General features: G+C 67.7%; 26 protein-coding genes. 13 read left to right on the top strand and 13 right to left on the bottom strand.

The annotated features are described in order from the left end of the window. The first annotated feature begins 4 nt into the window (after window positions 1-4). Together ASG60_RS17935 and ASG60_RS17930 are read left to right on the top strand one after the other, a co-directional pair. A complete protein-coding gene (locus tag ASG60_RS17935) occupies window positions 5-424 on the top strand; it encodes an acyl-CoA thioesterase (RefSeq protein ID WP_056175509.1) in 420 nt (139 codons plus the stop codon). Beyond that, complete coding sequence (locus ASG60_RS17930; RefSeq protein ID WP_056386933.1) at window positions 424-1,551, top strand: endo-1,4-beta-xylanase; 1,128 nt, start codon at window positions 424-426, stop codon at window positions 1,549-1,551. The genes ASG60_RS17935 and ASG60_RS17930 overlap by 1 nt, the downstream gene beginning before the upstream one ends. 16 nt (window positions 1,552-1,567) lie before the next feature. Here ASG60_RS17930 and ASG60_RS17925 read toward each other — a convergent pair whose 3' ends face one another. Continuing rightward, window positions 1,568-2,476 carry an alpha/beta hydrolase gene (locus tag ASG60_RS17925; RefSeq protein ID WP_056305059.1) on the bottom strand — a complete coding sequence of 303 codons (909 nt, stop codon included), beginning with the start codon at window positions 2,474-2,476 and terminating at the stop codon, window positions 1,568-1,570. Between the two features lie 95 nt (window positions 2,477-2,571). Further along, a complete protein-coding gene (locus ASG60_RS17920) occupies window positions 2,572-3,468 on the bottom strand; it encodes a lytic transglycosylase domain-containing protein (protein WP_056386931.1) in 897 nt (298 codons plus the stop codon). A 170-nt stretch (window positions 3,469-3,638) separates the two neighbouring features. Between ASG60_RS17920 and ASG60_RS17915 the strand changes: the two genes are divergently transcribed. The 10 genes from ASG60_RS17915 to ASG60_RS17875 all read left to right on the top strand — a co-directional run bounded on the left by ASG60_RS17915 (window position 3,639) and on the right by ASG60_RS17875 (window position 14,617). Next, window positions 3,639-5,267 (top strand): ABC transporter ATP-binding protein, encoded by a 1,629-nt coding sequence (locus ASG60_RS17915; protein ID WP_056386929.1) that lies wholly within the window; start codon window positions 3,639-3,641, stop codon window positions 5,265-5,267. An 8-nt stretch (window positions 5,268-5,275) separates the two neighbouring features. Next, a complete protein-coding gene (locus tag ASG60_RS17910) occupies window positions 5,276-6,496 on the top strand; it encodes a phosphopentomutase (protein ID WP_056386927.1) in 1,221 nt (406 codons plus the stop codon). Between the two features lie 18 nt (window positions 6,497-6,514). Continuing rightward, window positions 6,515-6,706, top strand: coding sequence for a DUF1192 domain-containing protein (locus ASG60_RS17905; RefSeq protein WP_056386925.1), 192 nt, complete (start codon window positions 6,515-6,517; stop codon window positions 6,704-6,706). Between the two features lie 161 nt (window positions 6,707-6,867). Continuing rightward, window positions 6,868-7,506 carry a TetR/AcrR family transcriptional regulator gene (locus tag ASG60_RS17900; RefSeq protein ID WP_056386923.1) on the top strand — a complete coding sequence of 213 codons (639 nt, stop codon included), beginning with the start codon at window positions 6,868-6,870 and terminating at the stop codon, window positions 7,504-7,506. A gap of 205 nt (window positions 7,507-7,711) precedes the next feature. Then, window positions 7,712-8,188 carry a DUF2852 domain-containing protein gene (locus ASG60_RS17895; protein WP_056386922.1) on the top strand — a complete coding sequence of 159 codons (477 nt, stop codon included), beginning with the start codon at window positions 7,712-7,714 and terminating at the stop codon, window positions 8,186-8,188. A gap of 154 nt (window positions 8,189-8,342) precedes the next feature. Then, window positions 8,343-8,978, top strand: a complete 636-nt coding sequence (gene upp / locus ASG60_RS17890) for a uracil phosphoribosyltransferase (protein WP_056386919.1) — start codon at window positions 8,343-8,345, stop codon at window positions 8,976-8,978. A gap of 408 nt (window positions 8,979-9,386) precedes the next feature. Next, complete coding sequence (locus ASG60_RS22235; RefSeq protein ID WP_082531825.1) at window positions 9,387-12,215, top strand: ATP-binding protein; 2,829 nt, start codon at window positions 9,387-9,389, stop codon at window positions 12,213-12,215. Window positions 12,216-12,562: 347 nt separating this feature from the next. Next, a complete protein-coding gene (locus tag ASG60_RS17885) occupies window positions 12,563-13,573 on the top strand; it encodes an NAD(P)H-quinone oxidoreductase (protein ID WP_056386917.1) in 1,011 nt (336 codons plus the stop codon). Between the two features lie 92 nt (window positions 13,574-13,665). Then, complete coding sequence (locus tag ASG60_RS17880; protein ID WP_056175471.1) at window positions 13,666-13,950, top strand: hypothetical protein; 285 nt, start codon at window positions 13,666-13,668, stop codon at window positions 13,948-13,950. Between the two features lie 85 nt (window positions 13,951-14,035). Then, window positions 14,036-14,617: a hypothetical protein gene (locus ASG60_RS17875; protein ID WP_056386914.1), complete on the top strand. Its 582-nt coding sequence runs from the start codon at window positions 14,036-14,038 to the stop codon at window positions 14,615-14,617. Window positions 14,618-14,636: 19 nt separating this feature from the next. Here the strand turns inward: ASG60_RS17875 and ASG60_RS17870 are convergent, their stop codons facing one another. From ASG60_RS17870 to ASG60_RS17835, 8 genes are all read right to left on the bottom strand, one after another. Beyond that, a complete protein-coding gene (locus ASG60_RS17870) occupies window positions 14,637-15,017 on the bottom strand; it encodes a hypothetical protein (protein WP_056386912.1) in 381 nt (126 codons plus the stop codon). Between the two features lie 25 nt (window positions 15,018-15,042). After that, window positions 15,043-15,924 carry a 3-hydroxybutyryl-CoA dehydrogenase gene (locus tag ASG60_RS17865; RefSeq protein WP_056175461.1) on the bottom strand — a complete coding sequence of 294 codons (882 nt, stop codon included), beginning with the start codon at window positions 15,922-15,924 and terminating at the stop codon, window positions 15,043-15,045. 198 nt (window positions 15,925-16,122) lie between these two features. Beyond that, window positions 16,123-17,076 (bottom strand): electron transfer flavoprotein subunit alpha/FixB family protein, encoded by a 954-nt coding sequence (locus ASG60_RS17860; protein ID WP_056386911.1) that lies wholly within the window; start codon window positions 17,074-17,076, stop codon window positions 16,123-16,125. 96 nt (window positions 17,077-17,172) lie between these two features. Then, window positions 17,173-17,922: an electron transfer flavoprotein subunit beta/FixA family protein gene (locus tag ASG60_RS17855; protein WP_056175455.1), complete on the bottom strand. Its 750-nt coding sequence runs from the start codon at window positions 17,920-17,922 to the stop codon at window positions 17,173-17,175. 546 nt (window positions 17,923-18,468) lie between these two features. Continuing rightward, window positions 18,469-19,041 carry a cob(I)yrinic acid a,c-diamide adenosyltransferase gene (locus ASG60_RS17850; RefSeq protein WP_056175453.1) on the bottom strand — a complete coding sequence of 191 codons (573 nt, stop codon included), beginning with the start codon at window positions 19,039-19,041 and terminating at the stop codon, window positions 18,469-18,471. A gap of 128 nt (window positions 19,042-19,169) precedes the next feature. After that, the gene (locus tag ASG60_RS17845; protein ID WP_056175450.1) at window positions 19,170-19,784 is read right to left on the bottom strand and encodes an acyloxyacyl hydrolase; all 615 of its coding nucleotides are present in this window, start codon (window positions 19,782-19,784) and stop codon (window positions 19,170-19,172) included. 152 nt (window positions 19,785-19,936) lie between these two features. Next, on the bottom strand, window positions 19,937-20,122 hold the full coding sequence (locus tag ASG60_RS17840; RefSeq protein WP_056175447.1) for a twin transmembrane helix small protein: 186 nt from the start codon (window positions 20,120-20,122) through the stop codon (window positions 19,937-19,939). Window positions 20,123-20,413: 291 nt separating this feature from the next. Further along, window positions 20,414-23,137, bottom strand: a complete 2,724-nt coding sequence (locus ASG60_RS17835; RefSeq protein ID WP_056386909.1) for a TIGR02302 family protein — start codon at window positions 23,135-23,137, stop codon at window positions 20,414-20,416. A 178-nt stretch (window positions 23,138-23,315) separates the two neighbouring features. Between ASG60_RS17835 and ASG60_RS17830 the strand changes: the two genes are divergently transcribed. Beyond that, the gene (locus ASG60_RS17830) at window positions 23,316-23,921 is read left to right on the top strand and encodes a DUF533 domain-containing protein (protein ID WP_244476709.1); all 606 of its coding nucleotides are present in this window, start codon (window positions 23,316-23,318) and stop codon (window positions 23,919-23,921) included. Between the two features lie 137 nt (window positions 23,922-24,058). Here ASG60_RS17830 and lysA read toward each other — a convergent pair whose 3' ends face one another. The 3 genes from lysA to ASG60_RS17815 form a co-directional block, all read right to left on the bottom strand. Beyond that, on the bottom strand, window positions 24,059-25,336 hold the full coding sequence (lysA, locus tag ASG60_RS17825; protein WP_056386907.1) for a diaminopimelate decarboxylase: 1,278 nt from the start codon (window positions 25,334-25,336) through the stop codon (window positions 24,059-24,061). Window positions 25,337-25,489: 153 nt separating this feature from the next. After that, a complete protein-coding gene (locus tag ASG60_RS17820; RefSeq protein ID WP_056175438.1) occupies window positions 25,490-25,858 on the bottom strand; it encodes a lipoprotein in 369 nt (122 codons plus the stop codon). A gap of 226 nt (window positions 25,859-26,084) precedes the next feature. Beyond that, the gene (locus ASG60_RS17815; protein ID WP_056175436.1) at window positions 26,085-26,357 is read right to left on the bottom strand and encodes a hypothetical protein; all 273 of its coding nucleotides are present in this window, start codon (window positions 26,355-26,357) and stop codon (window positions 26,085-26,087) included. Window positions 26,358-26,455 lie beyond the last annotated feature (98 nt).

Below are 26,455 nucleotides of genomic sequence, written 5' to 3'. Positions count from 1 at the left end.
CACCATGTCCCGCCGCGACCCCGCCCCCCATCCGACCCATCAGCCGACGGATCGGGGGCCACCGGTGATCCGAACCATCGCTATGCCGGCCGATACCAATCCGGCCGGCGACATCTTCGGCGGCTGGCTCATGGGCCAGATGGATCTCGCCGCCGGCAACGTCGCGGCCCGGCGCTCGCGGGGCCGTTGCGCCACCATCTCGGCCGAGGCGATGACCTTCCACAGCCCGGTCTTCGTCGGCGACGAAGTCAGCATCTACGCCTGGATTGTGAAGGTCGGGCGCACCTCCATGCGCATCCAGGCCGAGGTCTGGCGCCGTGAGCGCGAGGGCGAGGTGACCATGAAGGTCACCGAGGGGCTGTTCACCTTCGTGGCCATCGGACCAGACCGGCGCCCGCGCCCGATTCCACCGGAAGAGAACTGATGCCGAGCCGTCGCGATCTGCTGAGGGTCGGCGCCCTCGCTTTGGCGGCCGGGCCGGTCTCGGCGGCGGCCCGGGTGGCGTGGGCGGCCGATGGCCTCAACGCGGCGGCGGCACGCAAGGGCATCGCCTACGGTTCCGCCGTGAACATCACACCCCTGCGCCAGAATCCCGCCTACGGACGGGCGCTCGCCCGGGAATGCGGTGTCCTGGTGCCGGAGAACGCCATGAAGCTCGCCTATGCGTGGCGGGCGCCCGGCCCCATCGACTTCTCGTTCGCCGACGAGACCGTCGCGTTCGCACAGGGCAACGGTCAGCGCCTGCGCGGCCATACCCTCGTCTGGCACGAAGGCATCCCCGCCTGGGCGCAGGAGCGCATCGCCCGGGACGCGGAAGGCTTCCTGCGCGAGTGGATCGGCGCCATGGCGGGGCGCTATCGCGGCCGGATCGAGGCCTGGGACGTCGTCAACGAGATCTGCGGGCCGGATTCCGGCCGTGCCGACGGGCTGCGGGCGAGCCCCTGGCTCGCAGCCCTCGGCCCGGGCTATGTCGACCGCGCCTTCACGATCCTGCACGAGGCCGACCCCGGTGCGGCCGGGGTCTGGAACGAGAACGACCTCGAACTCGACGCCGATTGGATCGCACCGCGCCGCGCCATGGTGCTGAGGACCTTGGAAGGAATGGTTCGGCGCGGCGTGCCGATCCGGCGCCTCGGCCTGCAGGGCCACCTCTACGCCAGGCATCCCCTCGACCAGGACAAACTCCGCCGTTTCCTGCGCGACGTGGCCGGGCTCGGCCTCGCCATCGAGGTGACGGAGTTCGACGTCAACGACCGGGATTTCCCCGCTGATCTGCCGGCCCGGGACCGGGCCGTCTCGGACCTCGCCCGGCGCTTCCTCGACGTTGTGCTGGACGAGCCCGCGACCCTCAACGTACTGACCTGGGACATCACCAACGCCAACACTTGGCTCAACACCAACCCGCAGCGCCGCCGGGCCGACGGATTGACGCAGCGGGCCCTGCCCCTCGACGAGGCGTTCGCCCGTACGCCCCTGTGGTGGGCGATGCATCGGGCCTTCTCCGACGCGCCGGACCACAAGGCGGCGCGGGACAAACTGCGGCGGGGGTGATCCTCCGGCCGTGCCGTCAGCGGTTCACCGTCCGCGACGGGACGCGCTCGCCGCCGGCATGTTGGCGGAGGAAGGCGGCCATCTCGGCGAGCGCCGGGGCCTTGGAGCGGAACGTCACCGAGAGCGCCAGCAGGGTGTCGGAGTGATCGAGGCCGGCATAGACTCGCTCCTGCACGGGCACCCGGGCCTCGCGCAGGCGGGCAGCCAGGTTGCGGGTGTTGCTCGGGCGCACGGTGGTGTCGCCGTCACCGGTGGCGAGGTAGGCCGGGGGCGAGTGCGGCCCGGCGAAGGTCACCGGCTGGGTCGCCGCCTTGTCGCGGGCCTCGCCGAAGACCTCGGTGGCGGTGCCGGCATCGAGGGGAAGGAAATCGTAGGGACCGGACAGGCCGGCCACCGCCCGCACGATCTTCGGATCGACGCCGGCCCGACGCAGGTAGCGCGGATCGAGCCCCAGCATCACCGCGTTGTAGGCGCCCGCCGAATGGCCGGCCAGCACGATCCGGCGCGGATCGCCGCCATACTGGGCGATGTTGTCGCGCACCCAGGCGATGGCGGCGGCCCCGTCGTCGAGGAAATCGGGGAAGCGCACTTCCGGGTAGAGCCGATAGTCGGGCAGCACCGTCACGAAGCCCTGAGCCGCGAGCGCCTGACCGACGAAGGCGTAATCCTCCTTCGTGCCGTTCTTCCAGGAGCCGCCATAGAAGAACACCAGCACAGGGGCGCCGCCGGTGCCGGCCACGGGAGTGAACACATCGAGGCGCTGGCGCGGGTTGGGGCCGAAGGACGCGTTGCGGACGGTGAGGCGCCCGCCGTCGTCACGCGGGCCGATGGCGTCGAACAGCGCGAGGGGCGAACAGGCCGTCATCCCGAGGGAGAGCAGAGCGAGACCGATGAAGCCGGCAAGGACGGTGAATACCCGGGTCATGCATCTCTCTGAAGGCGGCGTTGCCTTCCTGTGACAGGGCGCACACGGCGGTTTCATGGCACCCATGCTGACAATCGGCATCGTGATCGCCGGAGTTACGTGCGCAGGACGAGGCAGGCGCCACCGACCCCACGAATCCGTCCGCATAATTTGTCTGCGGCCTCGCGGCTCTGGGCGGGAATTCGGATGCGGTAGAAGGCCCGGGTGCCGCGATTGCGCAGGCGTGTGCCGATGATCATCGGCCGAACCTCGCCGATCACACTTGTGTAGAGCTGGCGTGTCCGGGCGAAACTCTGGAGAGCCAAGGCCTTCGAGAAGTTGCCCGCGAGCTGGATGCCCCAGGGCGCCGCCGGCCCCTCGTTGCCGCCCAACGCGAAGCGATCGCCGCGCGACGGGACGCGCAGGGCCGCCGTCACCTGGAGGCAGCTCTTCTCGGCCTCGGGTTTCTTGGCCGCGTCGGCCTTCTCATCCTTGTTCTCGCTCGGCGGCATCTCGATGCCGGCGCCCGCGCGCCAATCCTCCGCCGGCGCCCCGGTGATCGCCAGAACGTAGTTGCGCGTCTCCGCAGGCAGGCCACCGGTGCCGGCGAGCCACGCCGAGACCCGGCCCGGGCCGCCGTTATAGGCCGCTGCCGCGAGGCCGAGATTGCCGAACTGCCGGTTGAGGTCGGCCAGCAGATGGGCCGCGTGCGGGATCGCCTGCTCGGGATCGAACGGATCGGCGAGGCCGCGCTCGCGCGCCGTGCCGGGCATGAACTGCGCGATGCCCTGCGCGCCGACGGGGCTGACAGCGCCCACGCGAAAAGCGCTCTCGCGCCAGATCAGGCGGGTCAGGAACGGGACGGGGAGGGCGCGCGTCTTCGCGGAGGATTCGATGAGGCGGCACAGGGCCTGCTCCACGGTCTCGCCTCCCTCCGATGGGGCCGCCGAGGCGGAGGCCGCGCCGGCGAGGTGGAGCGCGAGGGCGGGGAGGGCGGAGCGCAGGGAGATCACCGGTGGTGTTGTAGCGTGCGCGGCGGTCCGATCAATCACGCATCGGCGTTCGCCCATCGCCATCGTGCGCGCTATAACCGCTTCGAGACCTCCCCAGCCCGGCTCGCTCCCATGACCTTTCCCCGGATCACCTCCCGCTGGATCACCTCCCCCCGGATCACCTGCGCCCGATGACCGACACGCTGCTCGAGGTTCAGGACCTGTCCGTGGCCTTCCGCTCCCGCGAGCGCGAGACCCGGGCGGTGGACGGCGTGAGCTTCGCCATCGCGCCCGGCGAGACCCTGGCGCTGGTGGGCGAATCCGGCTCCGGCAAGTCGGTCACCGCCCTGTCGATCCTGCGCCTCCTCGACGGCAGCGCCCACCACCCGGGCGGACGCATCCTGTTCCGGGGGCGGGACCTCCTGACGTTGCCCGAGCGTGAGTTGCGCAAGGTGCGCGGCGCGGACATCACCATGGTGTTCCAAGAGCCGATGACTTCCCTCAACCCGCTCCACAGCATCGAGCGGCAGATCGGCGAGGTGCTGGAGGTGCATCGCGGGCTCTCGGGTCGGAAAGCGCGGGCGCGAATCCTCGAACTCCTCGACCTCGTCGGCCTGCGTGACGCCGAACGGCGCCTCGCCGCCTATCCGCACGAGCTCTCCGGCGGCCAGCGCCAGCGGGTGATGATCGCCATGGCGCTCGCTTGCGAGCCCGACCTGCTGGTGGCCGACGAGCCGACGACGGCTCTCGACGTCACCGTGCAGGCACAGATCCTCACGCTGCTGGCCGACCTGCAGAAGCGCCTCGGCATGGCGATGCTGTTCATCACCCACGATCTCGGCATCGTGCAGCGCATCGCCACCTCCGTCTGCGTGATGCTGGAAGGGCGCATCGTCGAGGCGGGGGAAACGGCCGAGATTTTCGCCCGGCCGCAGCACCCCTACACGCAGCGGCTGCTGGCCGCCGAGCCGACGGGCCGCGCCAACCCGGTCGCGGAGGGCGCATCCGAGCTCCTCGCCGCCGGGCCCTTGAAGGTGTGGTTCCCCATCCGCCAGGGGCTTCTCCGGCGCACCACGAGCCACGTGAAGGCCGTGGATGGCGTGTCCCTCCGGGTCCGGGCCGGCGAGACCGTGGGGGTGGTCGGCGAATCGGGTTCCGGCAAGACCACCCTGGGCCTCGCGCTCCTCAGGCTGACGGGCTGCGAGGGGCCCATCGTCTTCCTCGGCCAGTCCATCGCCGGCCTGTCCCCGGCGGCCATGCGCCCGTTCCGCCGCGACATGCAGGTGGTGTTCCAGGACCCCTACGGCTCCCTCTCCCCGCGCATGACCGTCGGCGACATCATCGCCGAGGGCCTGGTGGTGCAGGGCGCCGCGAAGAGCCGGGCCGAACGCCAGGCGGTGGTGGCGGGCGCGCTCACCGATGTCGGCCTCGATCCGGCGACCATGGACCGCTATCCGCACGAATTCTCCGGCGGTCAGCGCCAGCGCATCGCCATCGCGCGCGCCATCGTGTTGAAACCGAAATTCGTCGTCCTCGACGAGCCGACCTCGGCCCTCGACCGTTCGGTCCAGGCGCAGATCGTCACCCTCCTGCGCGACCTCCAGCGCGAGCGCGGCCTCGCCTACCTGTTCATCAGCCACGATCTCAAGGTGGTCCGCGCCTTGGCGAACCACGTTCTCGTCATGCAGAACGGCCGCGTGGTCGAAGAGGGGGCCGCCGAGGCGATCTTCTCCCATCCGCGCCACCCCTACACCCAGGCCCTGTTCGCCGCCGCCTTCGACCTGCGCAGCGAAATGGTCGCCGATCCGGTCCCGGCCTGAGACGCCCCATGCCGCGCGCCCTCCTCGTCGTCCTCGATTCCGTCGGCATCGGCGGCGGCCCCGATGCCGACGCCTATGGTGACGCCGGGTCGGACACCCTCGGCCACATCGCCGAGGCCTGCGCCGCCGGGCGCGGCGACCGCGCGGGCCTGCGCGCCGGCCCCGTGCGTCTGCCGAACCTGACGGCGCTGGGCCTCGGCCTCGCGGCGGAAGGCGCCACAGGGCGCGTCCCACCGAACCTCGCCCCCACCGACCCGGTCACGGGCGCCTACGGCCACGCCGCCGAGACGGCCGCCGGCAAGGACACGCCCTCGGGTCATTGGGAGATCGCGGGCGTGCCCGTGCTCGACCCGTGGGGGCACTTTCCCGACACGGTTCCGGCCTTTCCGCCGGCCCTCGTCGCGGCCCTCGTCGCGCGGGCGAATCTGCCCGGCATCCTCGGCGATTGCCACGCCGCCGGCACGGCGATCCTCGAGCGCTACGGCGCCGAGCACATCCGGACCGGCAAGCCGATCTGCTACACCTCGGCCGACAGCGTGTTCCAGATCGCCGCCCACGAGACTCATTTCGGCCTGGAGCGCCTCTACGCCACCTGCCGCATCGCCCGCGACCTGTGCGACGCGTACCGGGTCGCGCGCGTCATCGCCCGGCCCTTCGTGGGGTCGCCGGAAACGGGGTTCCGCCGGACGGCCAACCGCAAGGATTACGCCGTCGAGCCGCCGGGCGAGACCCTGCTCGACCGTCTGTCCGCGGCGGGTCGCAGCGTCGTCAGCGTCGGCAAGATCGGCGATATCTTCGCCCACCGCGCGACGGGCCGCGAGATCAAGCCCGCCGGCAACGCCGCCTGCCTGGATGCCGCCCTCCGGGCTTTTCGCGATCTGCAGGACGGCGGCTTCGTGTTCCTCAACCTCGTGGATTTCGACACGGAGCACGGCCACCGCCGCGACGTGCCGGGCTACGCCGCCGAGCTGGAGGCCTTCGACGCGCGGGTGCCGGAGATCCGCGCGGTCCTGGGCGCCGGGGATGTCTGCATCGTCACCGCCGACCACGGCAACGACCCGACCTGGGCCGGCACCGAGCACACCCGCGAGCAGGTGCCGATCCTCGCCTTCGGCCCCGGGATCGCGCCCGGCCCCCTCGGGGGACGCGCGACCTTCGCGGATATCGGCGCCACGGTGGCGCGCCACCTCGGTCTCGCGCCCCTCGGGGCAGGGCAGCCGTGGCGATGAAACAGGGAGGGACAGACCATGCGCGATGACGACGAGACCCGTCCGGGATCGGCTCCGGCCCACCGGGTGGGCGAGCCCCTCGACACCCTGTCGGTGGCCGATCTCGCCGATCGGATCGCCCTCCTGCGGCGCGAGATCGCGCGCCTCGAAGCCGCCCGCGACGCGAAGAATGCGGCGCGCGACGCGGCGGGGTCGATCTTCAAGCTCTGAAGCCTTCGGCCTGTTGCATCCCTGCGTCCCCGGGCGGCTTTGTCTACTAATCGACAGAGATGGCTTAAAAACTCACGGTCGCGTGCTACGGGAGGGGACCGGCCTGCAACCAGAAGGGCTCTCGCCCGTCATGATGGGGCGGACCCGATGAGGACAACAGCGTGCGACCCTGGCGCGAAGGCCCCGACGACCGGCGCAGCTACCACCACGGGAACCTCAAGGAGGCCCTGATCGAGGCGGCGCGCCGGTTCATCGCCGAGCGCGGCGTCGGGGGGTTCACCCTGGTGGACGCGGCCCGCCTGGTGGGGGTGACGCCGGCCGCCCTCTACCGCCATTTCCGCGGGCGCGAGGCCCTGCTGGAGGAGGTGGCGGGGCGCGGGTTCACCGACCTCGCAGAGCGCCTGGCGCGGTCCCTGGCGGCGAAGGGCACGCCGCTCGAGCGGTTCACCCGGATGGGGGAGGCGTACCTCGCCTTCGCCGAGGAGGAGCCGGGCTATTACGCGGCGATCTTCGAGACCCGGGGCCTGCCGGCGGGCGCGCCGAACCCGGAAGCCGGGCCCCGGCCGAGCCCGTTCGACCTGCTGGTGGACGCCCTGCAATCGACCTTCCCGGAGGGGTTCGGCGGGGTGGCGCCGCGCTTCGTCGCCCTCGAAGTGTGGGCGCTGTCCCATGGTCTGGCGACGCTCGCCGCCTCTGGGCACCTGCCGAAGGGACCGGGCGTGCCGGACAAGTACGAGCTCCTGCGCGCCGGCGTCCTCGCCCTCGTGCACGGCGCCGGAACCCCGCGCGCGCGCGACTGAAACCCCCGAACGCGCGCCGCACGACGCGCCGGCGCATGGCCCGAATGCGCCGGCGCATCGCCCGGATGCGACGGGCGCCCGGCGCGGCGCGGCACGAAATGCGCCGGACGAAATGCGCGGCACGAAATGCACGGGACGGCCCTTGAAAGCGCCGCGCCGCATCCGCAAGTAAATGTCGTTCACATTAACATCGGAGACGCGAGCCGTGAGTCAATCCTCGACCTCCCCCTGGGCCTCCGGCAAGACCTGCCGCAGCGGCCCGTTTCCCAAGAAGTCCTTCGAGATCGGCGCCATCGTGGTGGGCTTCATCTATTGGTGGCCGCTCGCCGCCGCCTACGTGGCCTGGAAGGTCGCGGGGTATCCGGCCTTGAGCGAGCTGCGGGGGCTCGCCAACCGGGGCAGCGCCTGGGGCTCGGCCTGGCAGTCGGGCGGCACGCCGGGGCGTTCGCGCTTCGCCGCCGCCTACGAGGCGGCCAACGGCGTCGGCACCACGGGCAATCGCGCCTTCGACGATTACCGCAAGGCCGAGCTCGACCGGCTCGACGCCCAGCGCAAGGCCCTGGCCGAAGAGAGCCGCGCTTTCTCCGAGTATGTCGAGGGCCTGAAGCGCGCCAAGGACCGCGAAGAATTCGACGCCTACATGGCCCAGAAGCGCGCCGCCGATTCGACCCGCTCGGTCTGAACGACCCGAGACCGTCCCATCCGACAAGGGGCTTCCGGCATCACGCCGGGAGCCCTTTTCGGTGCGGGGCCGGATGCGGACGCGGCGCCGATCCGCTAAGGCTCGTCGCCTGGGATCCGCGTTGCGCCGATCCGACCGGGGACGAGGGCGGGCGATGCCAAACGCGGCGGTTCGGGTGGTCGACCACCCCCTCGTCCAGCACAAGCTGACGCTCCTGCGCGACAAGGCGCGCTCCACCAAGGGGTTCCGCCAGATCCTCAACGAGATCGGCATGTTGCTGGCCTACGAGGTCACCCGCGACCTGCCGCTCGAAGCCGTCACCATCGAGACGCCGATCCAGACCATGCAGGCGCCGCAGATCGCCGGCAAGAAGCTCGTCCTCGCGCCGATCCTGCGGGCCGGCACCGGCTTCCTCGACGGGATGCTGTCGCTGATGCCCTCGGCACGGGTCGCCCATGTGGGGCTCTACCGCGATCCCGAGAGCCTGGAGGCGGTGGAATACTACTTCAAGGCCCCGTCGGACCTCGCCGACCGCACGGTCCTGGTCCTCGATCCGATGCTCGCCACGGGCAATTCGGCGGTGGCGGCCATCACCCTCCTGAAGGCGCGCGGCGCCCACGACCTCCGCTTCGTCTGCCTGCTGGCCGCCCCGGAAGGGATCGCCCATCTCCAGGCGGGCCACCCCGACGTCCCGATCTGGACCGCCGCCATCGACAGCCACCTCAACGACCACGGCTACATCGTGCCGGGGCTGGGGGATGCGGGGGATCGGATGTACGGGACGCGGTAGGGGTGGGGAGTTTGAGCTGCGGCCGACCCTCAGTATCCTTGCAAAGGATATTTCCAACCCGCAGGCTTTCTAGTTAAGCTGATCTCAAGCGAAATTGACTGAAACAATTTGGATTGCACCTGATCATTTTTTGAGTCATTGCTTCATAGTATAGATCCCGTTTATTCCTATACACATTACGAATTTTTCTTGTATTGAATTGTATTATTTACAAAACTGTTGCTGCAATAAAGGCGGACGTCGAGCAATACAATTTAGTGCAGGGGCTTAAGGGCGATTTAGAAGCCCAACGTATTGGACGCGAGCTAGCCAATACGTTCCATTATTCAAATGTAACTCAAATTTGGGTAATTCAACTAATCGCACTCGCATTGCGCACCCCAATACGCATTGCCGGACTATAAATGAATGATGCTTCTCCGCGAAATGCTGGAGGGGATGATTCCTGCTAAATTGTTTGAAACACTGGGATCAGTGAAAGACTTCAAAGTTGAATTAGCCAACGATTTCGAAGACACTGCGTGCGAACGATTTACGGTGAGAGATATGCGCTTGGATTTCCAAAACACCGGTTTATGGAAAAGAACCTTAGATATCCAAAAAAATGATGTTCACGAAGAACAACGGAATAAACTCAGGAATGCGTTCATTGGCATGCGAGCCAATGCGTCTGAGTTAGTAAAATTGATACCAATCGACTGCAAGGGCCTTACAGTACACGACATAACACACCTTGACGCTCTATGGGAAACCGCAGATGCCATAGCTGGAGAAGATTTCGATCTTAATCCAGCGGAAGCATTTGTATTTGGGTGCGCTGTTCTTACTCATGATGCTGGAATGAGTGTTGCCGCTTTTCCTGGCGGCATGCCAGAAGTTACCTCGACCGATGAGTGGTCAGACATCGTATATTCTATATTTAGGCGAACAGGAACAAGAAATCCTCGGAGAGAGACAATATTTAACCCACCAAGCGCAATTAGAGAGGAAGCAATATTTTCTACTATCAGATCTCTTCATGCAAAACAGGCCGAAAAGCTCTGTTCCATTCAATGGACAAGCCCGTCTACCGGCAACAAATTGTCCCTGCTCGAAGATCAATCGCTAGTACTAGCATACGGTCGAAGTATAGGCCAAATTGCGCACAGCCATAATTGGAGCATTGACCGCCTCTTGGTTGAATTACGGACCAACATTGGGGCCGCCAGCAACCTTCCGCCTGAATGGGGAGTGAATGAGGTCAAAATAGCATGCTTGCTGCGATGTGCAGACGCTGCACATATTGATCACCGTCGAGCACCGTCGATGCTTTATGCACTACAGCGCCCTGAGGGCTTCTCGGATTTGCATTGGCGATTTCAGAACAAGCTGAACAAAGTTACCTATGAGGGCGAATCGATCATATATTCGAGTAACAATGATTTTTTAGTTGATGAAGCTGCAGCATGGTGGCTATGCTTTGATACCATTCGAATGATCGATAAAGAAATACTTACATCCAATGCGATGCTGCAGGAAATTGGCGTCAAGCCATTCAAAGCGAAACGCGTTTACGGAGCTGAAAGCCCGAGGTTATTAGCGAGACAGATAAAGCCGGCAGGCTGGCGCCCGGTGGATGCAGAAGTAAAAGTATCTCATCCAGTGCATCTGGCAGAGACCCTTGGCGGTAAAAATCTATACGGAAAGGGATCATACGCACCCATTCGCGAGCTATTGCAGAATGCAGCCGATGCCGTGCGCGCGAGAAGACGCCTTGAAGAACGCAGAGCGGAATGGGGACAGATTCGCCTGACAATAAGCCAAGACGATGGCCCAAGCGGCAAGCGTATGTGGCTCCACGTTGATGACAACGGGGTAGGTATGTCAGAACGCGTCTTAACAGGTCCGTTAATTGATTTTGGGAAATCTCTGTGGAATTCAACATTGCTTCATGAAGAATTTCCGGGCTTAGATAGCAAAGGATACCAGCCAGTAGGTAAATTCGGTATCGGTTTCTTTTCTGTATTTCTTCTTGGAAAGAATGTAAAAGTTATATCAAAAAGTTATCTCGCGGGATACGGTGATATTAGAGTCTTGGAATTTAATTCATTGTCCAGCCGTCCGATATTGAGAGACGCGATACAAGGAGAACTTCCGGTCGATTTCTCAACAAGAGTTAGTATTCAGCTTGACCGCGACCTGGAGGAGGAATCTCGCGGCGAATTTGAGTATCGAGTGATGCGGTATGATCGGAGACAAAAACGTCGGACTATTCATGAGGTCGTTTCGAGTGACATTCGTCGGCTAGTTTCCTCCTTAGATATAAATGTTACGTTCGATGATGAAGTGTCCGGCTCACAAGCACAACATAGCTATAATTGGGAAAGTTCATCTCCGGAAGATTTTATCAGGTCTATATATCCGTCAGTGTCCCCTCCCGCCTCTGAACTTATAATCTCAATGCATAAAGATCTAATTGATACCGTTATTGGCGCCGATGGAACTATCTACGGGCGTGCCGCTCTATGGATGAAGCCAAGTCCGACGGTCAAAGACGAAAATTTATATGCAACATCCTTGGTTTCAGTGGGAGGTTTCGCTTACTCATCAAATCTAGAAGATTACTATCTTGGGGTATTTTCAGGTGAGACGGACGATGTATCTAGGGCCAAAGCAGTCACGACAATACCCGCAGAAGCGGTATCAAAGTGGGCAACTCGGCAAGCTGAGCTAATCGATCATTCTAAGTATTCATACACGAAGCTCATCAGCACTGCCTTGAGAATTAACAAACTTGGCGGAAATCCAGGCCAGCTACCAGTTTGCTTTCTATCAGGAAAACTCGTTTCCTTGTCTGAACTTGAAGCAGCAGCAGCAACCAAAGACGCATTTCACCTACTACTTTATCAATCAACTGATGATACACTATACTTGAGAACAATTGATGGACTAGAGTCAATTTTCTTTCTTACAAAACTTGTGCCGAATTTCATCTGCTTAACTGGTAACACTTACATAACAGTTGCTGGAAAAGAAATGGTTAGAAACTTCAAACGTTATCCAGTTGCAATCACAGAAACCGCGCTTGGACGCATATCGGACGAATTTACATTTCTTTGTGAAGTGCTCATGAGGATATGGTGTACCTCATTAAATTTCTCAATTGGTGCTACGACATTGATCAAAAGCGAGACGTATCAGCCCGCAGGTACTCGTTGGACGCTGAGCGTCACAAAAGGACAAGGAACAGACACATGAATTGGTATCCTAACCTTTTTACAGAAGTGGATTAGGAGCGATAGACCTATCGTATCCCGTCGCCGTCACTTGGTATCACCGGTTTCTCTTGCCCCAATTATTTTCGCAAAGGGCAGGGTGATACCGAACCCGGCGCGAACATGGGCGACTAATCGGCGCGAAGCGATCCACGTAAAAAGATAGGGACACGGTGCGTCAGGTGGGGCTGGGTCCCGTTATCAAGCTCCGATTGGCTACGCCCGTCCGGGTTATGGCCCGATTGAGACTAATCCACCGCTCCGACAGCAGCCCTTGTCAAAGAACCGTCCGGCCGCACATGACGGACACCCCCACACGGAGACTCCGTCATGACCGCCAGCCTGCCCAAATCCATGCGCCAGATCCGGTTCACCGCCGCCGGCGGGCCGGAGGTGTTGGCCGTCGAGACGGTGGCGCTGCCGACGGCCGGGCCGGGGCAGGTGCTCATCGAGGTGGTGGCCGCGGGGGTGAACCGGCCGGACATCCAGCAGCGTGAGGGCAAGTATCCGCCGCCGAAGGGCGCGACGGAGATTCCCGGCCTCGAAGTCGCCGGCCGGATCGTGGCCCTGGGGGAGGGCGTCACGGGGCTCGGCCTCGGGGACGAGGTCTGCGCGCTCACGATCAGCGGCGGCTACGCCGAGTTCGCCGTGGCGGAGGCCGGGCAGTGCCTGCCGCGCCCCGCGCCCCTGTCCCTGGTCGAGGCCGCGGGCATCCCCGAGACCTACTTCACCGTCTATTCCACCGTGATCGAGCGCGGCCGGCTCCAGCCCGGCGAGGCCTTCCTGGTCCATGGCGGATCGAGCGGCATCGGCTCCACGGCGATCCAGATCGCCCGGCACCACGGCGCGCGGGTGTTCGCCACGGCGGGCTCGGCGGAGAAATGCGCCTTCTGCGTCGATCTCGGCGCCGAGGCGGCCATCAATTATCGCGACGAGGATTTCGTCGAGCGGGTGAAGGCCCTCACGAACGGCAACGGCGTCGACGTGATCCTCGACATGGTGGGCGCGCCGTATCTGGCGAAGAACCTGTCGGCGCTCGCCATCGAGGGGCGCCTCGTCCAGATCGCCTTCATGCAGGGCTACAAGGTCGAGTCTTTCAGCATGACGCCCATCATGATGAAGCGCCTCACCGTCACGGGCGCCACCCTGCGGGCCCGGCCGAAGCCTGAGAAGGCCGCCATCGCGCGGGGGCTCGCCCGGGACGTGTGGCCGCTCCTCGACGCCGGGACGATCCGGCCGGTCATCCACGCGACCTTCCCCCTCGAAGACGCGGCCCGCGCCCACGAACTCATGGAATCCAGCGCGCATCTCGGCAAGATCCTGCTGGTGACGGGGCGCTGAGCGCAGGAACTCCCGATCCGACCCGGCGTTTGACCTCCGAACACAGTCACGCGTCCGGGCGATTCCCCTTGGGCGCCATCCACGAGGGTCACATGGCAGAGCAGCTTCACGGACAGGATTCCCGCCAGGGCAAGAAGGGCAAGCCGGTCCTCGCCGTCCTGCTCGGGAGCCTCGCGCTCCTGGCGGTGGCCATCGTCGGCCTGATGACCTGGCAGGGCTCGCAGTCCCCGCCGGACTACGCGTCGCAGACCCGGGCCGGCGCCCAGAACCCGGCCGCCCCCGGCCAGGCGAACAACGGCCTGAAGTCGGACATGCCCGCCAGCACCGGCAGCACCGTCCCGGCCAACACCCAGCCGTCCACGAACTCCGCGCGCTGATCGCTCGGACCGAACCAGAGGCCGGCCCCGCACCCGCGGGCCGGCCTTTTTCGTTGGGATCGACGGCAGGCGGGATGCGTCCGGCATGACCAACCACGTCACGACGCGCTGCACGGTCCGCGGCCCCGCGGAAGCGGTGGCGGCGTTCCGGGCGCTGGTGGTGGTGGCGGTGGATCCGCCCCGGCGTCCCGCCCTGGCCTCGCCCGTCCCGGGCTTGCTGGCGCGCCTGCGCGGCCTCGTCCGGGGGCGTGAACCGGGCGCGGCGCCGCCGTTGGAGCCGCCGCTCCTGGCGATGGACTTCAACCGCATCCTGCCGATGCCGGCCTCGCTCACCGCCTATCCCGAACAGACCGCCTGGCTCCTGGAACACTGGGGCACCCAGCGCAACGCGGAGGCCTACACGGAGACGGCGTGGCACCGGGACGGCACCGCCGTGCTGGAGTTCTGCATCGCCACGGCCTGGAGCTTTCCCGCACCGGTGTTCGCGGCGCTGCACGGCCGCTTCCCGACCCTGTCGTTCGACATCGTCGGGTTCGAGGAGGCCTGGCAGTTCGCCGTCGCGGGCATCTACGGCCCGGGGGAAACCGGCGCCGTCGAGATCGAGCCGACCGCCGACCTCTATGCGCGGGTGTACGGCGTGCCGCCCGAGCCGGGCGAGGAGGGCTGACGCCGAAGGCCCACCCGCATCACCCCTGCCGCCGCTCGAACCGGATCGGCCGGTGCCCGTCCGCGCCGACGCGCATGTCGACGGTCCAGAGGCCGCCCTCGTCACCCGCGAGAGTGAAGTGCAGGGCGTAGACGAGGGGGTCCGACGCCGGATGGTCGCGGAACTCGACTTCGTCCAGCCACCATGCCGCCGCGTCGTCGCCGCAGGCCTTGTGCCGGTCCACGAACAGATCGAGATAGGCCGCCGCCGTCGCGCGTAGCTCAGGCAGTGAACCCGCCATGGCGTCCGCCACGGCGGCCTGGGCGGGGTGCACCGCCCCGTTCCGGTCGTCGAGGTAGAGGCGGATCGGGCCGATCGCCGCGACCCAGCCCGACCCCGCGCGGGTGTAGCTCAGCGTCACCGCACCACCGACGCGAGGCGCCGCCTCAGCGGGTGGGGACCGGCGTCTCGCCGCGGTAATCGTAGAAGCCACGCTTCACCTTGCGGCCGAGCCAGCCGGCCTCGACGTACTTCACCAGAAGCGGGCAGGGGCGGTACTTCGAATCGGCCAGCCCCTCGTAGAGCACCTGCATCACCGACAGGCAGGTGTCGAGGCCGATGAAGTCGGCGAGCTGGAGCGGCCCCATGGGGTGGTTCGCCCCGAGCTTCATCGCCGTGTCGATGGATTCCACCGAGCCGACGCCCTCGTAGAGGGTGTAGATCGCCTCGTTGATCATCGGCAGCAGGATGCGGTTGACGATGAAGGCCGGGAAATCCTCCGACATGGTCGAGGTCTTGCCGAGCTTGGCGATGAACGCCTTGGCGGATTCGTAGGTCGGGTCTTCCGTGGCGATGCCGCGGATGAGCTCCACGAGCTGCATCACCGGCACGGGGTTCATGAAGTGGATGCCGATGAACCGCTCGGGCCGGTCCGTGGACGCGGCGAGCCGCGTGATCGAGATCGACGAGGTGTTGGTGGCGACCAGGGCCTCGGGGCGCAGGGAGGCGCACAGGGTGCTGAAGATCTGGCGCTTGGTGGTCTCGTCCTCCGTCGCCGCCTCGATGACGAGGTCGCACGGCGCGAGGTCGTCGAAGCTTTCCGCCCCGACGATGCGGCCGACGGCGCTGCGGCGCTGCTCCTCGGGGATCGTGCCCTTGGCGACCTGACGGGCGAGGTTGCCGTCGATGGTGGCCAGCCCGCTACGGATGCGGGCGGGATCGCGGTCGTTCAACCGGACGTCGAGACCCGCCATGGCGCAGACATGGGCGATGCCGCTGCCCATCTGCCCGGCGCCGACGATCCCGACGGTCCTGATATCGATGCCCATTGCGGTGAATCCAAACCCCCGAGGCGCTTCACGCCCACCGCCGGAGCGACCCGGCGGCAGGTAGGTCTGCGGCTATGAAAACGCGCGTCGCACCAGAATCTTAGACCATTTCCAACCCGAGGGCAGCCCGGCGGAGACCGTTATTCTCGCGCCGGACCCTTGCCGGACCCTTGGGCGCGGCCGCCCTCGTCGGCGGTCCTACTGCCCCTTGGCCTTGACCAGCTCGGCCTGGAAGTCGGGCACCACCTGGAACAGGTCGCCGACGAGCCCGTAATCCGCCACCTGGAAGATCGGCGCGTCCTCGTCCTTGTTGATGGCGACGATGACCTTCGAGTCCTTCATGCCGGCGAGGTGCTGGATCGCGCCCGAGATGCCCACCGCCACGTAGAGGTCGGGGGCCACCACCTTGCCGGTCTGACCGACCTGCCAGTCGTTGGGGGCGTAGCCCGCATCGACCGCCGCGCGCGAGGCGCCGACCGCCGCGCCCAGGGCGTCGGCCAGTGGCTCGATGAGCTCCTTGAACTTGTCGGCCGAGCCCAGCGACCGGCCGCCCGAGACGATGATGCGCGCGGCGGCGAGTTCCGGACGGTCGGATTTGGCGATCTCCTCGCCCTTGAAGGTCGAGGCGCCGGCGGCCGGTGCGGCCCCCGAGACGGCCTCGACGGGGGCGGCGGCCCCGCCCTCGACGGCGGCCTTGAACGCGGCCGTGCGGACGGTGATGACCTTCTTGGGCTCCTTGGCCTGCACGGTCTGGATGGCGTTGCCGGCGTAGATCGGCCGCTCGAACGTGTCTGGCGAGACCACCGTGATGATGTCGGAGATCTGGGCCACGTCGAGGAGGGCGGCGACGCGCGGCAGTACGTTCTTGCCCGTGGTCGAGGCGGCGGCGATCACCACGTCGTAGGTGGGCGCGAGTGCCGCGATCCCGGCGGCGGTGGGCTCGGCCAGCGCGTGGTCGTAGACGGCGTCTTCGGAGAGCAGCACCTTCTCGACGCCCTCCAGCTTGGCGGCGGCCTCGGCGGCGGTGCGGCCGCCGGAGCCCAGCACCAGGACGTGGACGGGCGCGCCGAGTTGGGCGGCGGCGGTGAGGGCCTTCAGGCTCGCATCGCGAACCGCACCGTTGTCGTGCTCGATGTAGAGGAGGGTGGCCATTCGGGGGACCTCGGGAAGTGACGGGGCCGGGGGCCCGTCGCCGTCGCGGCGCCGGGCCTCACACGGGGGAGGGCGAGGAGAGGTTAGGAGGCGGGGTCAGATCACCCCGGCTTCGACCTTGAGCTTTTCGACCAGGGCCTTGGCCGACTCGACCTTGACGCCCGCCTTGCGGCCAGCGGGCTCGACGGTCTTCAGCACCGTGATCCGGGGGGTGACGTCGATGCCCAGCGCATCGGGAGTCAGCTCCTCCAGGGGCTTCTTCTTCGCCTTCATGATGTTGGGCAAGCTCGCGTAGCGCGGCTCGTTGAGGCGCAGGTCCGTGGTGACGATGGCCGGCAGCTTGAGGCTCACGGTCTGCAGGCCGCCGTCGACCTCGCGGGTCACGTCGATGGCGCCGTCGCCGAACTCGACCCGGAAGGCGAAGGTACCCTGCGGCCAGTCGAGGAGGGCGGCCAGCATCTGACCGGTCTGGTTGGAATCGTCGTCGATGGCCTGCTTGCCGAGGATGACGAGCTCCGGGCCCTCCTTGTCCACCAGGGCCTTGAGGATCTTGGCGACGGCGAGGGGCTCCACGAGCCCGTCGGTCTTCACCAGGATGGCACGATCGGCGCCCATGGCGAGGGCCGTGCGCAGGGTCTCCTGCGCCTGCTGCGGGCCGATGGACACCGCCACGATCTCCGTGACCTTGCCCTTCTCCTTCAGCCGGATGGCCTCCTCGACGGCGATCTCGTCGAAGGGGTTCATGGACATCTTGACGTTGGCCAGATCCACGCCCGAGCCGTCCGCCTTGACCCGGATCTTCACGTTGTAATCGACGACCCGCTTGACGGGCACCAGAACCTTCATGGCGGTCACTATCCTCCGCGCGGATGTTTTTGGGGAGGGCCGGCGCGGCGCGCGGAGGACCCCCGGCACGTCCGGCGATCCAGAACCCTCTCATTTGAGGCGGCGGACCGTAACGACGAGGTTTCGGCCTTGTCAACGCACGTGCGGGGACGCACCCCGCGCCGGGGGACCCGATGAATTCACCGAGCCGCGCTTCCGGGGGCGGACCGCGTCGCCGTCCAGGCATCGCGAGACGGCCCTCCACCCGTGGCGACGGCCTTCGCACCTCCCGCGGGACGCGCCGGTCTCACCTCCCGAAAGGCGATGGCCTTCACGCATCGCGCGGGATGCGCGGGCCCCTCTCCTGGAAGGAGAAGGACAGGGTGAGGTGTGGGACCTATCCGGAGAGACCGCTCACCTCACCCCAACCCCTGCTTTCAGGAGAGCGGGCCTGTCGTGCTCCACGCCGGCTCAGTGCGGATTTCGAAAAGAGGCAATCAGCGGATGTGAGAATCCGGCACGGACCGGGACGGCGTGCCGCCCTCGATCGGATCAGCAATGCTCCGATCAGCGGTTCTTGCCCGGCACCCACAGCACGTCGTCGGCGCCGTTGGCGTTGGCCGTGCGGCTAGCCACGAACAGGAAGTCCGACAGGCGGTTGAGGTATTGCAGGGCCGGCGCCGAGACGACCTCGCCCTCCGTCGCCGCGAGGGCCACGGCCAGCCGCTCGGCCCGGCGGCAGACGGTGCGGGCGAGGTGCAGGGCGGCGGAGGCCGCCGAGCCGCCGGGCAGCACAAAGGATTTCAGGGGCGACAGGTGCGCGTTCAGGGTGTCGATGTCGGCTTCCAGGCGCTTCACCTGGGCGTCGACCATGCGCAGGGGCTCGTAGGGCAGCGGCGTGCCGGTCTCGGGCGTGGCGAGGTCGGCGCCGAGGTCGAACAGGTCGTTCTGGATCAGGCCCAGCATCGTATCCAAAGCCGGTTCGGCATGGAGCCGGACGAGGCCGATGCAGGCATTGGTCTCGTCCACCGTGCCGTAGGTCTCGATGCGCAGATCCGCCTTCGAGCGGCGCTCGCCGCTGGCCAGGGCCGTCGAGCCCTTGTCGCCCGTGCGGGTGTAGATGCGGTTGAGCGTGACCACGGGCTGTCCGATCGTCGGAGGGGCAGGCATGCCCCGGGGAACAGAGAGATCCCGGGAAACGCCCGAGCCCGGCCGGTCGATCCTTCGGGCACCGGAATCCGCCGGACGTGTCCCCGGATCCGCTCAGGTCAGAACGTGTAACCGATCTTGCCGCCGTAATTGGTCAGGCCGCGGTTGTTGCTGCACAGGCCTGCGTTCGACATGTGCTCGACGGTGGCCATGATGCTCCAACGCTCGCTGAGGCGGAAGCCGAGGGCGGCGGCCTCGCGGAACAGCGGACTGCAGCCGAGGGAATTGAAGCCGGGCGGCGTGGTGGCCTTCAGGCCGGTGTGGCCGTTATGGGCGGCGGCGCCGAAGAAGCCTTCGAGGAAGACGATGTTGTTGAAGGTCTGCGGGAACAGGTCCACGGTCCAGGTCGCGCCGAGATAGGCGTAGCTGGTGCGGCCGCCGAAATTGTAGCTGCCGCCCGCGGTGGGACGCGGCACGAAGGCTTGCCAGAAAGGATCGAGGCTCACCAGCGGCTTGGCGAACAGAATCTCGCCGTTGATGTTGTTGGTGTCGCGCTCGGCGCTGCCGGGGTCCTGCACGGCGCCGCCGATGCGGACCTCCGAGACGAAGCTCATGGGCTTGACCGGGGCCGCGTAGGCGGCCGGCATCGATCCGCCGCGCAGATCGGCGGCCTGGACCGGGACGGCGGCCAGGGCGAGGGCGCCGGCGAGCAGACGGGACGAGTTGGAAAGCATCGGGACCGATCCGGTTGTAGCGGGCCTGTCTAGCACGGGGCCACGGAGCCGCGTCAGGCCACGGACCGCTTAATCCGCCCCATCCTCCCCGATAGACCGGTGGTGAGACCTCCCCGCCACACCCCGGGGGGATCCCGCCGGGACCGGAACGATCAGGTCGAGCGCCACCACACCACGCCCATGATCAGGACGATGGCCACGAATTGCAGCAGGACGCGCAGGCGCATGAGCCTCTGCGAGACGTTGGCGCTGCCGCCCCGCATCATGTTGACGAGGCCGAGCAGCAGCACGACGGCCACCGCCGCGCAGGCGAGGAGAACGAGGGTGTTGGAGGACATCACGGGGTCAGGATCTCGCGGCTGGGGCGTCGGCGCGCCGATCGGAACAGGGGGCCGAGCGCCGACACGACGGCACGCTCCCCATATGGACTTCGGCTCCGTCGCCGCCCAGGGGCCGGGATTTCGGCATCGGTCGCGAGGGCGAAATTGCGCGGATCAATGTCCGACAACGCGTCGCGGTCGGCGTGGAGCGCGACGGGCCCCCTCTGCGAAACGGCGATCATTTCCTGACGAGGCGGCGTTGTCCGCGCCTCACCACACCGCGCTGGCCCGGAAAGAGCGGGGGACCGCTCAGTTCCGGCGCAGAAGGCGCTCGAAATAGTCGAGCTCCTCGCGCGGGCGGCTCGGGTCGCCGAGCTTGCGCCGCAGCTCCTCGAGGATCCGGCGGGTGCGCTGGACGGCGGATTCGTCGGCAGTGGGCACCCGGGCGTTGCCGCTCGTCATGTTGCGCCCCTTGTTGGGACGCCCAAGGGGGTCGTTCTCGCTGTTGCCCGCCTGGCCCTGCTGACTCGGGTTCTGCCCCCCCTCCTGCTGGCCGTCCCCCTCGCCTTCGCCCTCCGCCATCTCCTGCATCTGCTTCTGCATGCCCTCGGCGCCGCGCTTGAGCCCGTCGAGGGCACGCCCCTGTGCGTCGACGGCCTCGCCCTCTCGGCCCTGGCCCAGCGCCCCTTCGGCCTCGCGCATGGCCTCTTCGGCTTCGGACAGGCCGTCCTCGCCCTCCATGCCGAGGTCCTTCATCTTGCGCTGCAGATCCTGGAGGCGCTCCCGCAGGGCCTGCTGGCGCTCGCCCTGTCCTTGACCCTTCTGGCCCTTCTGACCCTGGCCCTGCTGGCCTTCGCCGTTCTGGCCCTGACCCGGCTGGCCCTGTCCCGGCTGGCCCTTCTGGCCGGGCTGCTGCTGACCGCGCGGCGGGCGCTGACCGGGCCGGGGCTGGCCGGACCCGCCTTCCTTGTCCTGGCCCTCCTTGAAGGTCTGGTCGCGCAGTTCCTGCTGCTCGCGGGAGAGCTTGTCGAGTTCGTCGGCCTGCTTCGCCATCTCGCGCGAACTCGGATCGGCCTTGCCGCCGGGCTCGGCGGTCTGGAGGTTCTCGAGGATCTCACGCAGCTGCTCAAGGAGCCGCTGGGCCTCCGCCGTGTCGCCGCGCTTCATCGCGTCGGCCATGTCCTTCAGCATCTTGTTGAGGTCGTCGGGGGTCACGGTCTTGCCCCCTTGGGCCGGCGGCTGGCCGTCGGCCTTGGGCTTCTGGCCCTTCTCCTTCTGGCGCTCGGCCATGTTCTTCATGAACGTGTCGAGGGCCTTCTTCAGATCCTCCGTGAGCTTCTGGATCTCCTCGTCGGGGGCGTTGCGCTCGATGGCCTGCTTGAGGTTGTCCTGGGCCGCGCGCAGGCTCTTCTCGGCGTCCGAGAGGTCGCCATCCTCGATCTTGAGGGCCATCTCCCACAGGAGGTCGGCGACCTCCATGAGGGCCGCGTCGTTGCGGGCGGCGCGCAGGCGGCGCGATGCGGTCTTGAGACCGAGGAACACGCTCGGCTGCGGGGTGAAGCGGTCGGGCGCGATGAGGAGGGCGTCGAGGGCGGTGAGGACCCGGCCCCGGCTCTCGTCGGGGGCGGTGATGAGGCGGCGGCGCTCCTCCGCCAGGGACCGCGCCAGGGGTTGGGTGAACACGCGGGCCGGCAGGGTGATCTCCGCCGTCTCCGTGCGGCCCTCCTGGCCGGCCTCGTCCTTCGCCACCAGGGTGAGGCGCACCCGGGCGCCCGACCACGGATTGTCGGTGAGATCGACCAGGGTCTTGGTGTCGGCCTCGCCGGCGGCGTCGGCCGGCAGCGCGAGCGCGATGCGCGGCGGCGGCACCAGGGCGCGGGTGCCGGCCAGGGGCTCGACGATCCCCTCGGCCGACGCGATGCCGTAATCGTCCTTGGCCCGGTAGGTCAGGTTGAAGGTGCCGCGGGTGTTGACCTCGATGGCGCCGATGCGGCGGATCTCGGGCGGCAGGTCGGGAATCGTCTCGACGACGAGGTGCTGGAGCGGCGCCCCGCCGGCCGCGATGGTGAGTTCGGCGGTGCCGCCCGTGAGCCGGAACCGGTCCTCGCGCAGGTCCGCCTGCGGCGGCTTGTTCGCCTGCGGGGCTTTGTCCCCCTGCGGGGCTTGGTTCGCCTGCGGGGCTTTGTCCCCCTGCGGGGCTTGGGCCGGCAACGCCGTCAGGCCGGATTTCGCGTCGAGGGTCGCCGCGCCGTGGCCGGCGATGCGGATGATCAGGGTGGAATTGACCGGCGCGCGCAGGCGCTGCTCGGTGCCGTTCATGGTCACCACCAGGGGCGGCAGGCGGGTGTAGAGGGGCGGGTCGATCCAGCCGTCGACCCGGAAGCTCGGGGCGGGCGGGGGCGGCAGGGTCCAGTCGAAGGCGCCCGCGAGGCGCTGGCGCCACTCGGCCCCGGCGACGAACAGGCTGGCGACGGCCGCCACTAGGAGGGCGGCACGCAGAGCGAAGGGATCGCGCCGGGGCATGTCGGGCCGGGGCGGGGCGGCCTTCAGGCGGGCCACCGCCTCGGCCGACCGGCGCTGGTGCAGGGCCCACAGGGCCCGGGTCGCGGGGTCCGCGGTGCCGAGCGCCAGGGTGTCCTCGATGGCCGAGGCCGGACCGTGGACGAGGGCGCCGTCGCGGCCGGCGGCCTCGCGGTCGATGCGGGCCAGGGCAGCGCGCCGGCTCGGGCGCCGCAGGGTCGCCAGCGGCAGGAGGGCGACCACGAGGGCGAGGCCGAAAGCGGCGAGCCCCACCATGCGCCACGTCGGCGAGAGGTCGAGCCACAGTCCGAGCCAGGACAGGGTGAGGAAGGCGAGGACGAGTCCGAGCCCGCGCCACAGGATCGGCCAGACGCCTTCCCACAGCGCGGCCGTCTGCGACCAGGAGACGAGGCGGTCGAGGCGCCCGCGAAGGGCGGCGCCGCCGGCGGTGGTGGCACCACCCGGGCTGGAAGCGCGTGTCGCGCCGGACGTCGCCGGGTCGGCCTCGGCCATCGTGTCGGGTTCCTCTGGCGCCGCAATCCTCTGACGCCGGACGCGCAAGCTAGCATGGTGGCCGCCGGGGGCGATCGGGTCAAATCAGCCCATGGCGCACCGGGGCGGAGCGTCGATCTGAACCGAGGCGCCCCGGCCGGGGTTGTGGATCGATTGCACATGACGAAGGGGGCATCCGATGTCCGAGGTACAGCAGGCCGGGCCGGGCGATTCGGCCGCACGCAGCATGGTCGATGCGCTGGTGCGCACCCGCCGCACGGGACTGGCGGCGACGGCGGCCCTCGGCGGCCTCGCCCTGGTGGCGGCCCTCGCCACGAAGGCCCTGCGGGGGGCGCCCGCCGCGCAGTCGGGCGATCCCAAGGCCTCCGATCCAAAGAGCACCGACACGAAAGCGCCCGCCCCCCCCGGCGCCACGCCGTTCGACCACATCGCGGTGGCCGAGGACGAGGCCCGGATCATGCTGCGCGCCATGGTGGCGGCGACCCTGGCGGACGGTCTGGTCGATGCGGGCGAGCGCAAGCGCCTCGACGACGCCCTGTCGGCGGCGAGCATCGAGGCCGACGGTCGGCGCTGGCTCGAGGCGGAACTCGCCGACCCGGCGGACGTGGACGCCATCGCCGAGCGGGCGACCAACCCCGAGCAGGCGGCCCGCATCTACGCGGCGGCGCGCCTCGCCATCGACCCCGACACCCTGCAGGAACGCAAGTTCCTCCAGGACCTGGCCGAGGCGCTGGATCTCCCGGTCGAGGCGACCGAGCGGCTGGAGGCGGAACTGGCGGCGTGAGTCCGGAATCGTTTCCCCGGCCGGGATCGACCGAACCACTCGAAGCGCATCCCCTCGCCCCGCTTGTGGGGAGAGGCGATGCACTCCGGCGTTCAGTAAACTTTTGACGATCTGCGCCGGGGGGTTACCCCAAACTCTCAAGCCGTCTCCGCCAGCCACTCCGGCACGCGGTCGAGCCCGATGAGTTCCTCGTAGGTCTGGCGCGGGCGGACCACGGCCCAGTCGGCGCCGCGCACCAGCACCTCGGGCACGAGGCGGCGGGTGTTGTAGGTGCCGGCCTGGACGGCGCCGTAGGCGCCGGCACTCATCACCGCCATGAGGTCGCCGGGGGCCACCTCGGGGATGTCGCGGGCGAGCGCGATGTAGTCGCCGCTCTCGCAGACGGGGCCGACCACGTCGGCGACGAGCCGGGGCGTCTCGGGACCGGCCTCGAGGACCGGACGCAGGCCGTGATAGGCGTCGTAGAGGGTCGGGCGGATGAGGTCGTTCATGGCCGCGTCGACGATGACGAAGGTCCGGCCTTCCGCGCGCTTCACGTAGAGCACGCGGGTGACGAGGATGCCGGCGTTCCCGGCGATCATCCGACCGATCTCGAACACCGGGCGCAGGCCCAGACTCGTGAAGTGCGGGCGCAGGATCGCCGCCAGGGCCGAGGGGTCCGGCGGCGGCGCGTTGTCGTCGCGGTAGGGAATGCCGAGGCCGCCGCCGAAATCGATGTGGTGCAGGGCGTGGCCATCGGCGAGAAGATCACGGGCGAGGCCGGCGAGCAGACGGGCGGCGTGGTCGAAAGGCGCCAGATCGGTGATCTGGCTGCCGATGTGCATGTCGACGCCGGAGACCGCGAGGCCCGGCAGGGTGGCGGCGTGGGCGTAGACCGCGCGTGCGCGCGCGATCGGAATGCCGAACTTGTTCTCGGATTTGCCCGTGGAGATCTTCGCGTGGGTTCCGGCGTCGACGTCGGGGTTCACCCGGATCGAGACGGGGGCCGTGAGGCCGAGGCCGGCGGCGACCCCCGACAGCACGGCGAGTTCGGGCTCGCTCTCGACGTTGAAGCAGTAGATGCCGGCCTTGAGGGCGGCGGCCATCTCGCCGGGGGTCTTGCCGACGCCGGAGAACACGATCCGCTGCGGATCGACTCCGGCGGCCAGAGCCCGGCGGAGTTCGCCTTCCGACACGATGTCCATGCCCGCCCCCTGGCGGGCGAGGGTCGTGAGCACCGCCTGGTTGGAATTCGCCTTCATGGCGTAGCACACCAGGGCGTCGTCGCCCGCGAACGCCTCGGCGAACACCCGGTAATGCCGCTCCAGGGTGGCGGTGGCGTAGCAGTAGAACGGCGTCCCGACCGCGTCGGCGAGGCCCGTCAGATCGACGTCCTCGGCCGCGAGGCGACCGTCGCGGTAATGGAAGTGATGCATCGCGTGGCCTTGGACGCAGGGCTTTTCGGAAGGGCTTTTGGACAACGGGCGTCCGGACAACGGGCTTCCGGACGACGGGCTTCCGGACGACGGGTCTTGGGCACCCAAGAGGACGAAGATCCCGGAGGGCGAAAACCCCGGAGGAGGCCGGCCCTAGAGGAGCGGGTCGAGGAAGAACGGCTGCTTCGGAACGACGTAGCCGCGCTTGGCGCCGCGCCCGGTCAGGATCGGCGCCTCGCTGCCCGACCCCGGCACCACGGCGGCGTCGAGCTCGTCGCCGGCCCGCACCGCATCGGGATCCAGCGTGGCGGCACCGCCGCCGAGGCCGACGCTTTGGGGGAGGGCGCGGGGGCTCGCGGGCGCCGTGCCGGAGAGGCGCGCGGTGGGCGGATTCGGCGCGGCGGAGCCCGGCGGCGGTTCGAGGCCGCCGCGCCGGCCGCAGCCGGCGGTCGCCAAGGCGACGAGGCCGAAGGCCGCGAGGATCGTGAGGGAGCGCGACGGGGCGCCGTGGGATCTGGGCATCGGGGCTTTGGGGGTCCGGCACGCGAATGGCCGCCACCATAGCGGCTGCAGGCCCGCGACGCGAGGGAAACGGCCGCGCTTATCCCGTGGCGCGCATGGGTCCACTGGAAAACCGGTCCACTGGAAAACCGGTCCCCTGGAAAACCGGTCCACTGGAAAACCGGTCCACTGGAAAACCGGGCCGCACCCTGCGGTGCGGCCCGGCCGAGACCACGGGGCGGTCCGGCTACTTCTTGTTGGCGGGGTTCTTCTCGTAGGCGTCGATGGCCCGGCGGCAATTCTCCGACAGTTTGGTCCAGTTGGTCTGGAAGCACTTGTCCATGGCCGGATCGTCGGGGGAGATGTTGCCGCAATAGGTCAGGTAGTCGCCGGTGCAGTACTTCTTCAGGGTCTCATTGCCGCGCTTGGTCTGCGGCGCCGGCTGCGCCAGGGCCGGAGCCGCGGCGAGGGACGCCGTGGCGGCCAGGGCGAGGACGATCGAAGCTAGTTTCTTGGCCATAGGGGGCGCAGTCCGTCTCGAAGTCAGGAGGGAATGGGCGACCGGATGCTGTGCTCGCGTGGTCGAAACAAGGCACATGCATGGTCGACGCATGGAAA

This window comes from Methylobacterium sp. Leaf469, assembly GCF_001424745.1.
Lineage (GTDB): Bacteria > Pseudomonadota > Alphaproteobacteria > Rhizobiales > Beijerinckiaceae > Methylobacterium.
This window is presented reverse-complemented; position numbering and strand designations above follow the sequence as displayed.